This is a genomic window from Acinetobacter sp. A47 (assembly GCF_000805455.1).
Classification (GTDB): Bacteria; Pseudomonadota; Gammaproteobacteria; order Pseudomonadales; family Moraxellaceae; genus Acinetobacter.
This window is the reverse complement of sequence record NZ_JSUS01000064.1, coordinates 369,718-384,574: the sequence shown is the minus strand read 5'-3', so window position 1 is coordinate 384,574 and position 14,857 is coordinate 369,718. Positions and strand designations below refer to the sequence as shown.

Annotated in this window: 14 protein-coding genes; 7 read left to right on the top strand and 7 right to left on the bottom strand. The window is 43.2% G+C overall.

What is annotated here, in order from left to right; all coding sequences use genetic code 11:
• Positions 1 to 10: 10 nt before the first annotated feature.
• Positions 11 to 1,723, bottom strand: coding sequence for an AAA family ATPase (locus OC23_RS13965; RefSeq protein ID WP_038345494.1), 1,713 nt, complete (start codon positions 1,721 to 1,723; stop codon positions 11 to 13).
• 193 nt (positions 1,724 to 1,916) lie between these two features.
• Here OC23_RS13965 and OC23_RS13960 point away from each other — a divergent pair, with 193 nt between their 5' ends.
• Complete coding sequence (locus tag OC23_RS13960) at positions 1,917 to 2,882, top strand: alpha/beta hydrolase (protein WP_038345493.1); 966 nt, start codon at positions 1,917 to 1,919, stop codon at positions 2,880 to 2,882.
• Positions 2,883 to 3,155: 273 nt separating this feature from the next.
• Positions 3,156 to 3,869: a glutamine amidotransferase gene (locus OC23_RS13955; RefSeq protein ID WP_038345492.1), complete on the top strand. Its 714-nt coding sequence runs from the start codon at positions 3,156 to 3,158 to the stop codon at positions 3,867 to 3,869.
• A gap of 469 nt (positions 3,870 to 4,338) precedes the next feature.
• Here the strand turns inward: OC23_RS13955 and OC23_RS13950 are convergent, their stop codons facing one another.
• On the bottom strand, positions 4,339 to 6,066 hold the full coding sequence (locus tag OC23_RS13950) for a glutamine--tRNA ligase/YqeY domain fusion protein (protein WP_038345491.1): 1,728 nt from the start codon (positions 6,064 to 6,066) through the stop codon (positions 4,339 to 4,341).
• Positions 6,067 to 6,234: 168 nt separating this feature from the next.
• Between OC23_RS13950 and OC23_RS13945 the strand changes: the two genes are divergently transcribed.
• The 3 genes from OC23_RS13945 (at position 6,235) to nfsB (ending at position 8,407) form a co-directional block, all read left to right on the top strand.
• Positions 6,235 to 6,744, top strand: coding sequence for a peptidylprolyl isomerase (locus OC23_RS13945; RefSeq protein WP_038345490.1), 510 nt, complete (start codon positions 6,235 to 6,237; stop codon positions 6,742 to 6,744).
• 89 nt (positions 6,745 to 6,833) lie between these two features.
• Positions 6,834 to 7,550: a UDP-2,3-diacylglucosamine diphosphatase gene (locus OC23_RS13940; protein ID WP_038345489.1), complete on the top strand. Its 717-nt coding sequence runs from the start codon at positions 6,834 to 6,836 to the stop codon at positions 7,548 to 7,550.
• 203 nt (positions 7,551 to 7,753) lie between these two features.
• Positions 7,754 to 8,407 (top strand): oxygen-insensitive NAD(P)H nitroreductase, encoded by a 654-nt coding sequence (gene nfsB, locus OC23_RS13935; RefSeq protein ID WP_038345488.1) that lies wholly within the window; start codon positions 7,754 to 7,756, stop codon positions 8,405 to 8,407.
• A gap of 31 nt (positions 8,408 to 8,438) precedes the next feature.
• On the opposite strand, the gene OC23_RS13930 is transcribed toward nfsB, so the two are convergent.
• The 5 genes from OC23_RS13930 to tsaE form a co-directional block, all read right to left on the bottom strand.
• Positions 8,439 to 9,296 (bottom strand): DMT family transporter, encoded by an 858-nt coding sequence (locus tag OC23_RS13930; RefSeq protein ID WP_038345487.1) that lies wholly within the window; start codon positions 9,294 to 9,296, stop codon positions 8,439 to 8,441.
• Between the two features lie 81 nt (positions 9,297 to 9,377).
• Positions 9,378 to 9,887 carry an RNA chaperone Hfq gene (gene hfq / locus OC23_RS13925; protein WP_038345486.1) on the bottom strand — a complete coding sequence of 170 codons (510 nt, stop codon included), beginning with the start codon at positions 9,885 to 9,887 and terminating at the stop codon, positions 9,378 to 9,380.
• Between the two features lie 92 nt (positions 9,888 to 9,979).
• Positions 9,980 to 10,924, bottom strand: coding sequence for a tRNA (adenosine(37)-N6)-dimethylallyltransferase MiaA (gene miaA, locus OC23_RS13920; RefSeq protein ID WP_038345485.1), 945 nt, complete (start codon positions 10,922 to 10,924; stop codon positions 9,980 to 9,982).
• A gap of 6 nt (positions 10,925 to 10,930) precedes the next feature.
• Entirely contained in the window at positions 10,931 to 12,898 is a 1,968-nt protein-coding gene (mutL, locus tag OC23_RS13915; RefSeq protein WP_038345484.1) for a DNA mismatch repair endonuclease MutL, read from the bottom strand.
• Positions 12,888 to 13,364, bottom strand: a complete 477-nt coding sequence (gene tsaE / locus OC23_RS13910; protein WP_038345483.1) for a tRNA (adenosine(37)-N6)-threonylcarbamoyltransferase complex ATPase subunit type 1 TsaE — start codon at positions 13,362 to 13,364, stop codon at positions 12,888 to 12,890. Before tsaE ends, mutL begins: the two co-directional genes overlap by 11 nt.
• Between tsaE and imm48 the strand changes: the two genes are divergently transcribed.
• The gene (gene imm48 / locus OC23_RS13905) at positions 13,358 to 13,873 is read left to right on the top strand and encodes an Imm48 family immunity protein (RefSeq protein ID WP_227505561.1); all 516 of its coding nucleotides are present in this window, start codon (positions 13,358 to 13,360) and stop codon (positions 13,871 to 13,873) included. The genes tsaE and imm48 overlap by 7 nt on opposite strands.
• Positions 13,874 to 13,918: 45 nt before the next feature.
• A complete protein-coding gene (locus OC23_RS13900; protein ID WP_038345482.1) occupies positions 13,919 to 14,833 on the top strand; it encodes a pseudouridine synthase in 915 nt (304 codons plus the stop codon).
• Positions 14,834 to 14,857 lie beyond the last annotated feature (24 nt).

Below are 14,857 nucleotides of genomic sequence, written 5' to 3'. Positions count from 1 at the left end.
TTGATGTATCCTATTCAATAAACAGTAAAGCCAGACGAACCTGATCATAGGCCATACGCGGGCTGGTGGCTTCCACGATAGGACGCAACTTGATTGCACCATCATCAGTGAAATGTTCCGGATTTTTACGCTTATGCAGTCGTTTATAAATCTTGCGCACTTCTTCAATCACTTCATCCCCCGGGCTGGCCACGGAAATATCCAGCCCCTGCTCACGATGAAGCCGTGCCAGATGATTGATAATCGTGGCAGGCGTTAAACCACGCTCATGCGCAATATCTTCAATTTCATAACCGCCTTCAAATAAAGCACGGGTTTCATCTAAGGTCGCTGCAGCATAGTTCTGCTTGCCGCCTTTGGCAATTTTCTTCTCATTGCGTGCAATTTCAGTCGCATTCAGCGTACCACCGCAATGACGAATAAAGGCATTGTGCTGGGTCGTGAGGTCAATATTTTCAAAGTTGGCTTCCGCTTCGGCAGACAGCTCCTGAAAACGGCGATCGGCTTTAATGGCCAGACTATCCAGCTCCAGCGCCTGCTCATTAAAGCCCAGCAGTTTCAATCCGGTCAGTGACTTCAAACGGGATAAAGCCACATAGCCCTGACCTTTTTCAAAGGTATGGCTTAAATTGATTTCTGCGGCTTCTAGCGTCATGCCTTGGCTTTTATGAATGGTAATGGCCCAAGCCAGACGTAAAGGAATCTGCTGATAACTGGCAATCACCTTGCCTGCCTCATTTTCGATTGACCATGTTTCTGGCTCAACCAGAAAAGTAGTGCCATCAGTCAGTTTGACTTTCGGTAAAATACCTTGCTTATCATCTTCTTCAAAGCCAATGACTTCGCCCAAGCTGCCATTGATATACCCCATATCAAAGTTATTTTTAACAAACATCACTTTGGCATGTTTTTTAAGGGTCAGTTCTTCAGGCGCACGGACTGAGGATTTCAGGGTTTCGATTAATTTTTCATTACCATCCAGAACCGCATTAAACTGATGGCTTTCGTTATCGATTTCATTGAGATGCTGATAGTTGATATTATCCACATCCATATTATGCGTGTATAAACGGGTAAAGGTTTCCCCAATATCATGTTGTCGAGATTGTTGTAATGCCGAGATATGATGATGCTGGATATTCTGTGCCCGAATCGCATTCAGAATCTGGTTCAGGATTTCGTCATCCTGCCGGTGCTGTTCGGTCAAGTAGCAAACGCGAAATTTGGCTTCGACCCATGCTTCAGACATAAAACAGAATTTGTCCCGGTTATTTTCGTCCTTTTTCCCCACAGGCGGTAACTGGAAAAAATCTCCTGCCACAATCACCTGAATGCCACCAAAAGCTTCGTCACTTTCTTTAAAGTACTTTAACACCTGATTGACCAGATTGAGTTGCTTGGCATGCAACATGGAAATTTCGTCGATCACCAGAACCTGGGCATTTTCCAAATGCTCTTTTAAATATTTACGTTCTTTCATACGCTTGAGATCATCATCACTCAGGCTGTCTTTAATCCCGATACCCGCCCAGGTATGAATCGTCATTCCATTCATGTGCGTTGCCGCAATACCGGTCGATGCGGTAATCGCCACAGGAACTTTACGTGCTTTTAAATAATGAATGTACTGATTAAGCGTATAGGTTTTTCCTGCACCGGCTGATCCCGTTAAAAAAACATTTTCCCCAGCTTTTAGTAACTTCAGTGCAGTCTCTTGTTTCATAATTTCTTCAGTCAAAAACAACAGTGCATAGCTTAACGATTTTTTGCTGAAAATAAAAATAGTATAGCTTCCTCCATATTCTGCAGTGTTTGTCCATTACGTCATTGCAACTGCACCGGTCAGAGATTGAGATTGACATCCAGAGGTTTTCATTTATGGTATTTATGAATGAATCCAGGCTTGATCTATAAAAATGACGACTTCAAATCCTTATTCTTATCAACCAGATATATTAGGTGAAGATTATCAGCAACTGACTTTGAACTTTGCTGATGATTATGATGGAAAAGTTGTCGCAACACTGATACGCAAAAAAGCCGTTCAAGCCACCAAAAAGGCCGTTTTATACATTCATGGATTTGCCGATTATTTTTTTCAAAAAGAAATGGCACAGCAGTTTAACCAGCATGGTTATGATTTTTATGCACTCGACCTGAGAAAATATGGCCGTTCCAGACTGCCCCATCAAAAATTCTATTATGTACTTGATCTACGTGAATATGACGCTGAAATCAGTAAAGCGCTGGAGATTATTGGTCAGGAAAATCATCAACAGGTTCTACTGGCCGGGCATTCGACTGGCGGTCTGATTGCGACACTTTATGCGGCACATTATCCGGATCACCGTTTAATCAAGGCCGTCTGGGCCAACAGTCCATTTTATGATTTCTACAAAAGTACCATCGAGAAAAAACTAGGTATTCCGCTCCTGAGTGAAGTTGGTAAACGATTCCCCAAGGCAAAGTTCCCAAGTGGGCTCAACCCATGGTATACCCCTAGCCTGCATCAAGATTTTTATGGGGAATGGGATTTTAATCTCGACTGGAAGCCCAAGACCCTGCCATTTGTGAGTTTGAGTTTTGTCACAGCCATTCATGAAGCGCAGAAAGAAATTCATCACGGCGTAAGTTTAAGTGTTCCAACCTTGATCATGCATTCTCATCAATCCCGCTATCCGAAAAAATGGGGTATTGATGCACAGCAAAGCGATATCATTTTGGATGTCAAAGACATGACGCATAATGCCAAGAAAATGAAAGGTGATGTACAGACCTTGGCAATACATAATGGTGTACATGACCTTGTGCTTTCAGCCCCACCGGTACGGGAAAAAGTCTATCAGGCACTGTTTGACTGGCTCTCAGAAAAACTTCAATGACCCTCATGAGCTTTTTGATGCTCAACTATCCTGATAGTGTTTGAGCATCTGTTTTATCATTCACCACCAGACAACTCGGCCGCTCTGGTATCGATCTTAAAGATGAGCATGTGGTCCCCGTACTAGAGCAATCTTATCCACTTAAACTATTATTTTAAAAATGCTTTAATCCAGGCTGTATGGTTCTATTCAACTGGAAACGGACTAAAGACATCGATGATGCAAATGCTTTAAGATGCATGGGTTTCCTATTTCTATCCTTGGTACGCGATAATGACAAAATCAACCTTTATGAAAACAGTCAATGTAATTCAGCATCTTGCTTTTGAAGATCTAGGTTCTCTGGAAGATGTTTTTTATCAGCTCGGTTTTCGCGTACGTTATTTTGAAGCAGGTGTTGATGACCTTAGCCCTGCCCTTAACTATGAAGGCTTGACCGTTATATTAGGTGGGCCGATTGGAGTATACGAAACCGAGGATTATCCTTTTCTGGAAAATGAAATTGCCGGGCTAAAACAACGCTTAAAAGCCAACAAGCCTACCCTTGGGATCTGTCTGGGTGCACAGTTAATTGCCCATGCACTCGGTGCAAAAGTTTATGCAGGCCATCAAAAAGAAATCGGCTGGAGTCAGCTGGAAATCAAAGCGGTTGCCAATAATCCCTTAGCACCGCTTGAACATGTTGAAGTATTACACTGGCATGGCGACACCTTTGATTTGCCAGATAATGCAACTTTACTGGCAAGTTCGGCAATCTATCCCAACCAGGCTTTTTCTGTCGGAAATAATATTCTGGCATTACAGTTCCATCTGGAAGTGGTCGGGCACAACTTTGAAAAATGGCTGATTGGCCATACCTGTGAAATACGTCAGGCAGGCCTGTCTATTCCCCAACTCAGACAGGATAATCTCAATTATGCAGCCCAGCTGGAAACGCACACGGCTCAAGTTATCCAGCATTTTCTGACACAGCTGGAACAGGCTTAATCCAAACCTCTTCAAGGCATAAAATAGCAAATGGAGTGTTTTAATGGCTAAAACACTTCAGTTTTACTCTAAACCAAGCAAAATCAACGCACAAACACTAATAAAAAAAACAGTTCAGACAGAAAACCAATACGCTTCAGGACAAATACAGGTTCTTAAATCGCAAAATATTGAAAGCTCACCCAATTCACTCTACTGTGAACCAGTCTTAGGATCATGACCAACTATTAATCCTATTTCGGTAATGGAGCAAAATGAGTATTTTAAAATTCATCAAAAGTTTTCATACCATGAACACCTATTTAGTTTTGGCTGTTATTTTATTATTGGTGTTAGTGATCTATTTCTACCAGATTAATCCACTTTAATGACAACGTTCCAGATTTAAAGCTGAAAATACACAGCCAAACCGGCAAGATGCCTTGTTTAAATAAAAAGGGCCTAAATCATATCAGGCCCTTTTTTATCATTACTTCTTCTCGACTTTAAAACTGTCTTTCAGGTCAAGAATACGGTTGAATACAGGTTTCTCAGTCTGATGATCATGCTGATCTGCAACAAAGTAACCTTCACGTTCAAACTGGAAGCGATCTTCCGGTTTTGCTTGCGCCAAAGCCGGCTCAATCACGGCCTGCACAACTTTTAATGATTCCGGATTGAGATTTGCCAGGAAATCATCATCTGCATCCGGTGCTGCTTCAGTAAACAAGCGATCATAAATACGTACCTCAGCCGGTACACCCTTGCTCGCAGACACCCAGTGAATCACCCCTTTCACCTTACGGCCTTCAGGGTTCTTGCCTAGTGTGTCTGGATCGATTGAACATTTAAGCTCGACCACTTCACCATTGGCATCTTTAATGACTTCATCACACTTGATGACATACGCATGACGCAGACGCACCTCACCATCCGGAATTAAACGCTTAAAGCCTTTTGGTGGTACTTCTTCAAAGTCTTTACGGTCAATATACAGTTCACGGGTTAATGGAATAATACGCTCGCCCATATCAACATTTGGATGGCGTGCATGGGTTAGATCCAATTCTTCAGGTAAATTCGTCAATGTAACCTTGAGCGGATTCAGTACGGCCATACCACGCGCGGCAGTATTTTCCAGAGACTGGCGAATACAGAACTCAAGCATTGCCACATCGACAATACCATCTGTTTTTGAAACACCCACACGCTTACAGAAATCACGTAAACCTTCTGGCGTAAAACCGCGACGGCGCATCCCAACAACCGTTGGCATACGTGGGTCATCCCACCCCTGTACATAGTTGCCTTCAACCAGCTTACGCAATTTACGTTTAGAGGTAATGGTATAGTCGACATTTAAACGTGAAGACTCGTACTGACGAGGCACAGCTGGCGAGTGAACTTTCGCGACAATCCAGTCGTAGAATGGTCGATGATCCTGGAACTCTAATGTACACAGTGAATGAGTGATCCCTTCAATGGCATCAGACAATGGATGAGCATAGTCATACATCGGGTACATTTTCCACTTGTCACCTGTCTGGTGATGTTCTGAATGCAGTACACGATAAAGAATCGGATCACGCATATGTACATTCGGGCTTGCCATATCAATTTTGGCACGTAGGACAGCACCACCTTCCTGAATTTCACCATTTCGCATTTGTTCAAAACGTGCCAGGTTTTCTGCAACCGATGCATCCCGGTAAGGTGAGTTTTTACCCGGTTCAACGAAGTTACCGCGGTTTAGCTTGATTTCCTCAGGAGTTTGCAAATCGACATAGGCATCGCCCTGTTCAACCAGTTGCACTGCCCATGCATATAACTGATCAAAATAACCCGATGCATAGCGGGGCTCACCATTCCAGTGGAAGCCTAACCATTTCACATCATTGGCAATCCCATCCACATATTCTTGTTCTTCGGCATCCGGGTTGGTATCGTCAAAGCGCAGGTTACATAGACCATCAAACTCTTCGGCAATACCAAAGTTCAAACAGATGGCCTTGACATGGCCAATATGCAGATAACCATTTGGCTCAGGCGGGAAACGTGTTATGACTTTCTGGGTACGACCTTCTTTTAGATCATCCGTAATGACCTGACGAACAAAATCTAAGCCTGCCTGTTGTTCTTGCTGCGCAGCATCGACAGAGGCATGAGTATTCGGTGTCGGGGTCTTTGGCAGTTCTGAAACAACATCATTTGGCTTCATAGGGTGTAAATCACTTCTTACAGTTAAAAAATAGGAAATAAAAACGCAATCTTTGCTTTTTCTGAAAGATTTTAACGTTTTTTACTTGCCTTGTAGTTTACAGTTTGCTTATGCTTCTCTCAACCAAAAACCCATGGTCAATTTGCCCATGTTTAGGAGATTAATGTAATGAGTTTTCCTCAAGTCGAATTAAATACCAATAAAGGTCGTATTGTTCTTGAGCTTAACGCTGAAAAAGCACCAAAAACGGTTGCAAATTTCTTAGAATATGTACGCGACGGTTTCTATGACGGCGTAATTTTCCACCGCGTGATTGATGGTTTTATGATCCAGGGCGGTGGCATGGATGAAAACTTCAAAGAAAAAGCAACTCGCGACTCTATCGAAAACGAAGCGGATAACGGCTTAAGCAACGATGAAGGCACAATTGCAATGGCGCGTACTCAAGCTCCGCACTCTGCTTCTGCCCAATTCTTCATTAACGTTAAAAACAACTCTTTCCTGAACCACACGGGTAAAACAGCACAAGGCTGGGGCTATGCCGTATTTGGTAAAGTTGTTGAAGGTATGGACGTTGTCAACGAAATTAAAGGTGTTCGTACAGGTAACCGTGGTTATCACGCCGACGTTCCTTTAGAAAACGTTGTGATTGAATCTGCTAAAATTATTTCTGAATAAAAATCTCCCCTAACCTCTCTTTTTTAAAAAGAGGGAACTCCTTCCTTTACAAAGGGAGGTTAGAAGGGATTATAAAATAGGAAAAATATGTGACCTACCTGTTTATCTCAGATTTACACCTGTCACCTGATCACCCTCGACTCGTTCGAGGGTTTTTAGCCTTATTGGACGCATACCAACATAAAAACACCCGACTCTACATTCTGGGTGACTGGTTTAATGCCTGGATTGGTGATGATTATACAGCGCCTTGGCTCGATGAAATTGTCACTGCCTTGCAACGCTTTACTGCAGCAAATAACCAGATTTACTTTCAGGTCGGCAATCGTGATTTCGCCCTAGGCAAAAAATTTCTGCAATTATTTAACGGCATTCTACTGCCGGATGTCTATTCTCTGGACATCAATCAACAGAAATTTCGTCTTGAACATGGCGATGCACTGTGCACCGATGATATTGCGTACCAGCGCTTCCGTAAAGTGATTCGCAACCCGGTGCTGTTAGGCCTACTCAAGCGTACACCGCTCAGTTTCAGGCAGAAACTTGCCAATGGTTTCCGGAAAAAAAGCAGTGAAACCAAGCAGCTGAAAAGCGATGACATCATGGATGTAAATGCACAAGCGGTAGAAAATGTGATTTCACAAGTCGACTTCTTGATTCATGGTCATACCCATCGTCCTGAAATACATCAGCTCCAGAACAAACAGCGCATTGTCTTAGGAGACTGGCGTGCAGATTCAGCCTGGATTTTGGAGATCAGTCCGCAAAATCATTATCAACTGGAGTTTAAGCAATGGCGCTATTAGCTAGTGTAACTTCCTGAGCTGCTCTTTTCTTTATTACCTCAGCCGGATACAGCATTTCGATCTATTTCACTGTGCATTAGCTTCAGTTACCTCACCCACGATAGCGCTTATCACCAAATCCATATAGAAATCACATTTAGCTACTTTTAGCAGCAGGCAGATCAAGTAAAATAAATTAAATTTTTTAATTGAGTGAATGACGGATGGATACCTTAGTTACAGCAAAAACACGTTATGCAACCAAAGCTTATGATGCCGATAAAAAAATCCCTCAGGCCCAATTTGAAAAGCTGCTGGAAATCTTACGCTTTAGCCCCTCTTCAGTGAATATCCAGCCCTGGCATTTTCTGATTGCTGAAACTGACGAAGCCAAGCAACGGGTTGCCACAGGCCTGACCGGCACTTATATTTATAATGCTGCTAAAGTCCTTCATTCATCCCATACCCTGATCTTTTGCACCCGTACTGATATCTCACCCGAATATCTGGAGCAGCTATTGCAGCAAGATGAACTGAGTGGCCGTTTTAAAGATGAAGCAGCCAAACAGGGACAACGCAACACCCGTGAAGGCTATGTCGAATTTTACCGTAACGAGTTAAAAAATCTTTCAGCATGGATGGAAAATCAGACCTATCTGGCATTAGGACAACTTCTCTTCGCTGCCGGTCTTGAAGGTATCGATGCCACTCCGATGGAAGGCTTTGACCGTGAAACCATTAATAAAGAGTTTGGATTAGCTGAAAAAGGCTTAAAGGCATCCGTGATCGTATCTTTAGGTTATCGTAGCGAAGATGACTTCAATGCCCGATTACCTAAATCACGCCTGCCAGATCAGGCCATTTTTACCCGTTTATAAACTTGAAAAAAGGGAGTGCAAACTCCCTTTTTTACATCATCGCTTTTGCCAGACATAGCACCGCCACAATGCCACTCACCAGCCCGATCCAGCTATAAGCTTGCAAACGTTCTTTAAACAGAACCACGCCACTTAAGACACCTAATACCACCACAAGAATATTCATACCCGCAAACACAATGGCAGGTGTTTCTTTAAATAGCATATGCGCTTTAACATACAAGGCAATATTGGCGAAATTCAGCACCCCTAAAAACAGCCCTGTAAAAATATTTTTAGGCTGCCAGTTTGACTGGGTAATCGAGATATAAGCGATAGATAAAACAAAGGCTGCAATAAAAGTCAAATTGAGGGTGACCGCAAACTGCAAACCCAGACTACTGCTGTACTTGAGCAGGATATCGACTGCGGCATAACCGGCCCAGACACTGAATAAAAACAAGGCAGACTTTAAATTTAATCCCGTGCCGTTTTTTTCAGTCGACTGACCAATAATGATCGCCAGGATTGCAACGATTCCCAAGCCCACGCCGACCAACTTTAGCTGGCTAAACTGTTCACCAAATATAAAATAAGCGGCCAATAAAGATAAAATCACCGCAAGACGTTGCGCAATCTCGGTTTTCAGGATTCCGGCAAATTGCAACGACTTGGCCAGACAAAGAAAAATACCGGGTAATAAAACAGCAAGAATTAAAATCAGCCACCAAGGGGTATGATTTAAGGAAATATGGGTGATATCGGTCTTAAACCAGTAAAAACATAAAATGCTTGCACTTAAATAATTCCATGCAATCATCTGAAAAACATCAAATCCCTTTGCTTTTAGATATTTCAATACAATCGAGACGAGAACACTACAACATGCCGCAGCAACAATCATTTCCATAATATTTATTCTAGCTTTCTAACACACAAAAAAATGCCAGTCGATCAACAGACTGGCATTTTCTTAAAGATCATCGATCAATTAACGATTATTTTCGTCTTCTTGACCATCTTCAAATTTAGTTTCGCCATCGAAGCCACCTTGATGACCAAAGCCACCTTGACCACCGAAGCCGCTTTGACCGCCGCCAAAGCCACCTTGACCACCGAAGCCACCTTGACCACCAAAGCCGCCTTGACCGCCGAAGCCACCTTGACCACCGAAGCCGCCTTGACCGCCGAAGCCACCTTGACCGCCGAAGCCACCAGTAGAGCCTTGACCGCCGAAGCCACCCGCAGCGCCTTGAGCCGGGAAGCCACCTGCAGCGCCTTGAGCACCTGCTGGACGAGGGTTACGTGCAGGAACAACCGTAGAAATCGCGTGTTTATAAACCATTTGACTTACAGTGTTCTTTAATAAAACGACATATTGGTCAAAAGACTCAATGTGTCCCTGTAATTTGATACCGTTTACAAGGAAAATAGAAACTGGAATACGTTCTTTACGGAGAGAATTTAAGAACGGATCTTGTAAAGTTTGACCTTTAGACATTTTTAACTCCAAAAAATTTTTAAATCAGCGCAAAAAAACTATCTTTATTTTTCAACTAAAAATTATTAAAAAGACAGCCTGCGAATTTTGCTTTATCCAAAGAAGTTTCGCAAGTCTTCTTTCGCCTGCTTTATCGTCAGGTAAGTTTTAAAATCGTGTATTTCTTGCAAAGAACGTAACCAAGTGTATTGACGTTTAGCCAATTGCCTAGTAGCAAACAGCGCTTTGTTCTCCATTTCTACTTTATTTTCGAGACTCAAGTCACTTTTTAATAAAAATTCTAAAGCTTGACGATAACCAACAGACCGCATAGATGGTAAATCTTCGTTTAAATCGTATTTTTCAATTAGTGCCTCTACTTCATTCAAAAAACCAATATCCCACATCCTGCGCAATCTTTGCTCAATGCGTTGATGTAATTCTAACCGATCCGGCATCAGTGCGTAGTTATAAAATGTGTAACGATATGGTTGATTTTTAGGTTGTTCCGCCTGTAGTTTTGTTATCGGCTGACCGGTAATCCGGTACACTTCCAATGCGCGGATAATCCGCTGTTTGTCAGATACCTTAAATTTTTGTCCTGCGACCGGGTCGACCGCAACCAGTTCATCATAAACCGCTTGCCAGCCTTCAAGATCAGCCTTGGCGAGAATCGCATCACGAATGGTCTGGTCAGCATTTGGCAAATTATTCGCCAGACCTTCCAGCAAGGCTTTAAAATACAGCATGGTACCGCCTACCAGAATCGGCGTCTTGCCACGTGCATGCATGTCATCAATCAATGGACAGACGTCATCCACAAATTGTGCCGCCGAATACACTTCTAAAGGTGTAATAATATCGATCAAATGATGTGGATATTGCGCCTGTTCTTCTTTGGTGGGTTTGGCTGTGCCAATATCCATATCTTTATAAACCAAAGCCGAATCCACGGATATCAGTTCATAATTACCGCGCTCGTAAAGTTCACATGCCAATGCTGTTTTACCACTTGCGGTAGGCCCCATTAAATTGATGACGGGCAATTGATTCGACATGTAAAACTACTCTCCTCGAGCAAATAATTTATCTAGTTGATGCAACGGAAAGGCACGCCAGGTAGGACGGCCATGGTTACACTGACTGGCAAACTCGGTCTGTTCCATCTGGCGCAATAAGGCATTCATTTCTGAAAGGCTTAACTGACGATGCGCCCGTACTGCACCATGGCAGGCCATCCCGGCCAGCAGTTCATCACGTTTTTGCAATAAACCTCTCGCCTCATCATTTGGGTCAAGATCGTTTAGCAATTCAGGAATCAGCTTGCCAAAATCAGCCTTGTGCAAAATGGCAGGTACTCCACGGACAATCACCTGTTCATCGCCGTATTGATCAATTTCCAGACCTAAACGCTGCAATTGCGGCTGCAAATCTTCAATCCGTGTCGCCTGCATCCGGGTAATCGTAACCACTTTCGGTATCAGTAATTGTTGTGATGTCCAGAACTCGGGCTTATCCCAGGCCGATTTCATCTGTTGCAACAAAATCCGCTCATGGGCAGCATGCATGTCCACAATAATCAGGCCTTCCGTATTTTGGGCCAGAATATAGATGCCATGTAGCTGAGCAATGGCTATACCTAACGGAAACTCATCCACTCGAGATGACATTGCTTGATCATCTGTTACTCCTCCTTTATTAATGAGGGCTGAGGGGATTTGCTCATCATCACGCAAAGGTGCCAGATAGGTTTTCAAGGCATTATTTAATTGTACCGAGCCATTATATTTGGGCTGCTGAGTTTGTGCCGAACTGTACTGTACTGCCTGTGGCCGGCTTTGATTAAACTCGGTCAATAACTCTGTCGAGACCTGAACCGGCTGATCTGGCTCAGGTACTGTTTCTACGGCTGCACGGTGTAAATTGAACTGTTCCTGATATTTTGGCTGTGGCTGTACATGATTATCTGTCTCACCTGCTTTCATCGCTTGTGCCAGATCAGCCGTTGCAGTCTGGAATTGTGACAAGGTTGCCTTGGCATAGTGCCGGACAAATTCATGCACTTCACGCTGGTTCAGGAAACGGATTTCATGTTTGGTCGGATGCACATTGACATCAATATTTTCAGGATCAACCTCTAAAAACAGCAAATACGATGAATGCTGATGGCCATGCAAAATCCCGTCATAAGCCATACGCAAGGCATGTGAAATCGTTTTGTCCTTGACGATACGTCCGTTGACATAGACATATTGCAAATCTGCCTGCGCTCGCGCATCGGAGGGATGCCCCAGCCAGCCGGACAAGCGCATATTGATACTTTCAGCATCAATCCAGTATGCATTTTGAATAAATTGCTGTCCCAATAACTGTTGTACACGCTGATAACGTAGCTCACCACTATCGGCTACCGGCAAGTTTAGACGGATATTGTCGTTATGTTCCAGTACAAAGCGGATATCGAAATGGGTTAACGCCAGACGGCGCACAATTTCTTCAATATGATTAAATTCGGTAGCCGGTTTTTTTAAAAATTTACGGCGTGCCGGGACATTAAAAAATAAATCCTGCACCCGGATATGTGTGCCTTTTTGTGCTGCAACCGCCTGTACCTGCTGATGATCAAACGCCGTTCCATTCACTTCAACCTGATAGCCCACCCCCTGTTCATCCTGGCTACTGGTTAAGGTTAAGCGCGACACAGCAGCAATTGACGCCAGTGCCTCACCACGAAAGCCCAGACTTACAATGGCATGCAGGTCATCTGCCGTCTGAATTTTACTGGTGGCATGTCGCATCACGGCCAGAGGCAAATCTTCCGGATGAATCCCGTTACCGTTATCAATGATTTCAATCAGGGTAGAACCGCCCTGCGCCACCCGGATAATCAGTTCGGTTGCACCCGCATCAATCGAGTTTTCCAGCAACTCCTTGACCACTGATGAAGGACGTTCAATCACTTCACCCGCGGCAATCTGGTTGGCTAAGGCTGCATCAAGGGTATGAATACGACGAGTTGAATCATGCGCCATTCAATTGTTCCTGCAAAACTTGAATTAAAGATTCTGATTCTGTGCTTAAAGTGACAGACCGGGTCAATTCATCTTCTGATTTTTGAATATCAATCACGATATCCGGCTTCGGAATTTCATCGCCCCCTTTAGAGGGCCATTCAAACAGGAATAAGGCGCCGGGCGTTTCCAGATAATCACGAATACCCATCAGCTCCAGCTCATAAGGGTCATCCAGACGATACAGGTCGAAATGAAAAATTTCCTTGCCCTGAATAATATAGGGTTCAACCAATGTATAAGTCGGGCTTTTCACCGCCCCCTGATGACCGAGGTTTTGCAAGAAATACCGGGTGAAGGTGGTCTTGCCAGCCCCTAAATCACCAATCAAGTAAATAATGCCTGAATGCACATGCTGCGACAGTAACTGTGCAAACTGTTGTGTGTCCTGTTCATGATTTAAGTTAAATTTCACTGAATATGACATGGCAAATAGAACAAAATTGGGATGCTGTCTATGATAACATTGCCCTGCTTCAAAGCCTAATCCATAGAAAGAAGTTGCTACTTTTTAAAACAACTTCTAAATTATTTTCTGAGGAAACTGTTGTGGAAGAACATCGGATACTCATTTCGAAATTTACGCATCAGCTTTTTTTATCCATCGGGAAACCTTTTGAAAAAACAACTGAGCTAGAAAGGCAAATTCTTGCGAGTTTTAGTTTCGGTGCCATTCATGCCCAATGTTTTTTAAATCAGCTACCCGCTTTAGAGATTCATAAACTTGCCATTTTTACTTTGACTGCAGAATTTAAATATGCCCCTCAACAAGCTAAAGATTTCGTAGAGCATCTTATTCAAGTTGCTAGCGACAAAGAGCTTCATCCGACCACTCATGCCATCATTCATAGAGGAATTGATGGACACAGGCAATTCATCAATTCTGATTATGTCAATCTCAGCAATAACATCAACGGTATACTTACTCTGATTTGACCTTAAAATGCGCATCTTGTTTTTTTAAGGGCATAATTTAACTCTATGAATAAATTCTCAAATACAGATTTTACCCCGCCACTGATCGACGGCGTGAGTGCCAGTAAGGTCTTTTTACCTCCTGATACTTCTGCAAATACCATTTTTGACTATCTGTGCCACCATTTTCCGCATATCCAGCCACAAGAATGGCAACAACGCTTTAGTGACGGATTAATCTATGCAGCAGATGGTAGCAAACTCGGTATAGAACATATTTATACTCCCAATACCCACATCTTTTATTACCGTTTTCTTGCCCATGAAATCCATGTACCGTTTGAACATGAAATTTTATTTGAAAATGAAGATCTGCTGGTGGTCGACAAACCCCACTTTCTTACCATGACACCCACTGGACAATATGTTCAGGAAACGCTTCTGGTGAGATTAAAGAAGCAGACCGGTTATGCTGAGCTTACACCGATTCACCGACTGGACCGGGAAACAGCGGGTGTGGTGCTATTTTGCAAAACACCGGCTACCCGTGGTATTTACCAGCAGCTGTTTGCCGAGCGCAAAGTCGAAAAAACCTATCATGCCATTGCAGCGCATCGGCCAGAACTCAATTTTCCACAAACCTTGCAATTGCATCTGGAAAAAGGCACTCCCTTTTACACCATGCAGGTCAATCCAGATAAGCCCCAGAATACGCAAACCTCAATCGAATTACTGCAGCACAACCAGTACTTTGCAAAGTACTGCCTCAAACCTAAAACAGGCAAACAGCACCAGTTACGTGTTCATTTGAATTATCTGGGCATTCCCATTTTAAACGATCCGTTTTATCCGGTAATTGCCCACAAGGCAGAACATGACTTTAGCCATCCATTACAGTTGCTGGCCAAGGAAATTTATTTCATTGATCCTGTCTTGCAACAGGAAATGTCCTTTAGCTCCCGATTTGAACTGACACTGTAGCTACATCGTAATGACAAAAATTCT

Coding starts and splice junctions, on each gene's coding strand:
- OC23_RS13965 (WP_038345494.1), bottom strand. CDS start 1,723: ATGAAACAAGAGACTGCACTGAAGTTACTAAAAGCTGGGGAAAATGTT.
- OC23_RS13960 (WP_038345493.1), top strand. CDS start 1,917: ATGACGACTTCAAATCCTTATTCTTATCAACCAGATATATTAGGTGAA.
- OC23_RS13955 (WP_038345492.1), top strand. CDS start 3,156: ATGACAAAATCAACCTTTATGAAAACAGTCAATGTAATTCAGCATCTT.
- OC23_RS13950 (WP_038345491.1), bottom strand. CDS start 6,066: ATGAAGCCAAATGATGTTGTTTCAGAACTGCCAAAGACCCCGACACCG.
- OC23_RS13945 (WP_038345490.1), top strand. CDS start 6,235: ATGAGTTTTCCTCAAGTCGAATTAAATACCAATAAAGGTCGTATTGTT.
- nfsB (WP_038345488.1), top strand. CDS start 7,754: ATGGATACCTTAGTTACAGCAAAAACACGTTATGCAACCAAAGCTTAT.
- OC23_RS13930 (WP_038345487.1), bottom strand. CDS start 9,296: ATGGAAATGATTGTTGCTGCGGCATGTTGTAGTGTTCTCGTCTCGATT.
- hfq (WP_038345486.1), bottom strand. CDS start 9,887: ATGTCTAAAGGTCAAACTTTACAAGATCCGTTCTTAAATTCTCTCCGT.
- miaA (WP_038345485.1), bottom strand. CDS start 10,924: ATGTCGAATCAATTGCCCGTCATCAATTTAATGGGGCCTACCGCAAGT.
- mutL (WP_038345484.1), bottom strand. CDS start 12,898: ATGGCGCATGATTCAACTCGTCGTATTCATACCCTTGATGCAGCCTTA.
- imm48 (WP_227505561.1), top strand. CDS start 13,358: ATGACATGGCAAATAGAACAAAATTGGGATGCTGTCTATGATAACATT.
- tsaE (WP_038345483.1), bottom strand. CDS start 13,364: ATGTCATATTCAGTGAAATTTAACTTAAATCATGAACAGGACACACAA.
- OC23_RS13900 (WP_038345482.1), top strand. CDS start 13,919: ATGAATAAATTCTCAAATACAGATTTTACCCCGCCACTGATCGACGGC.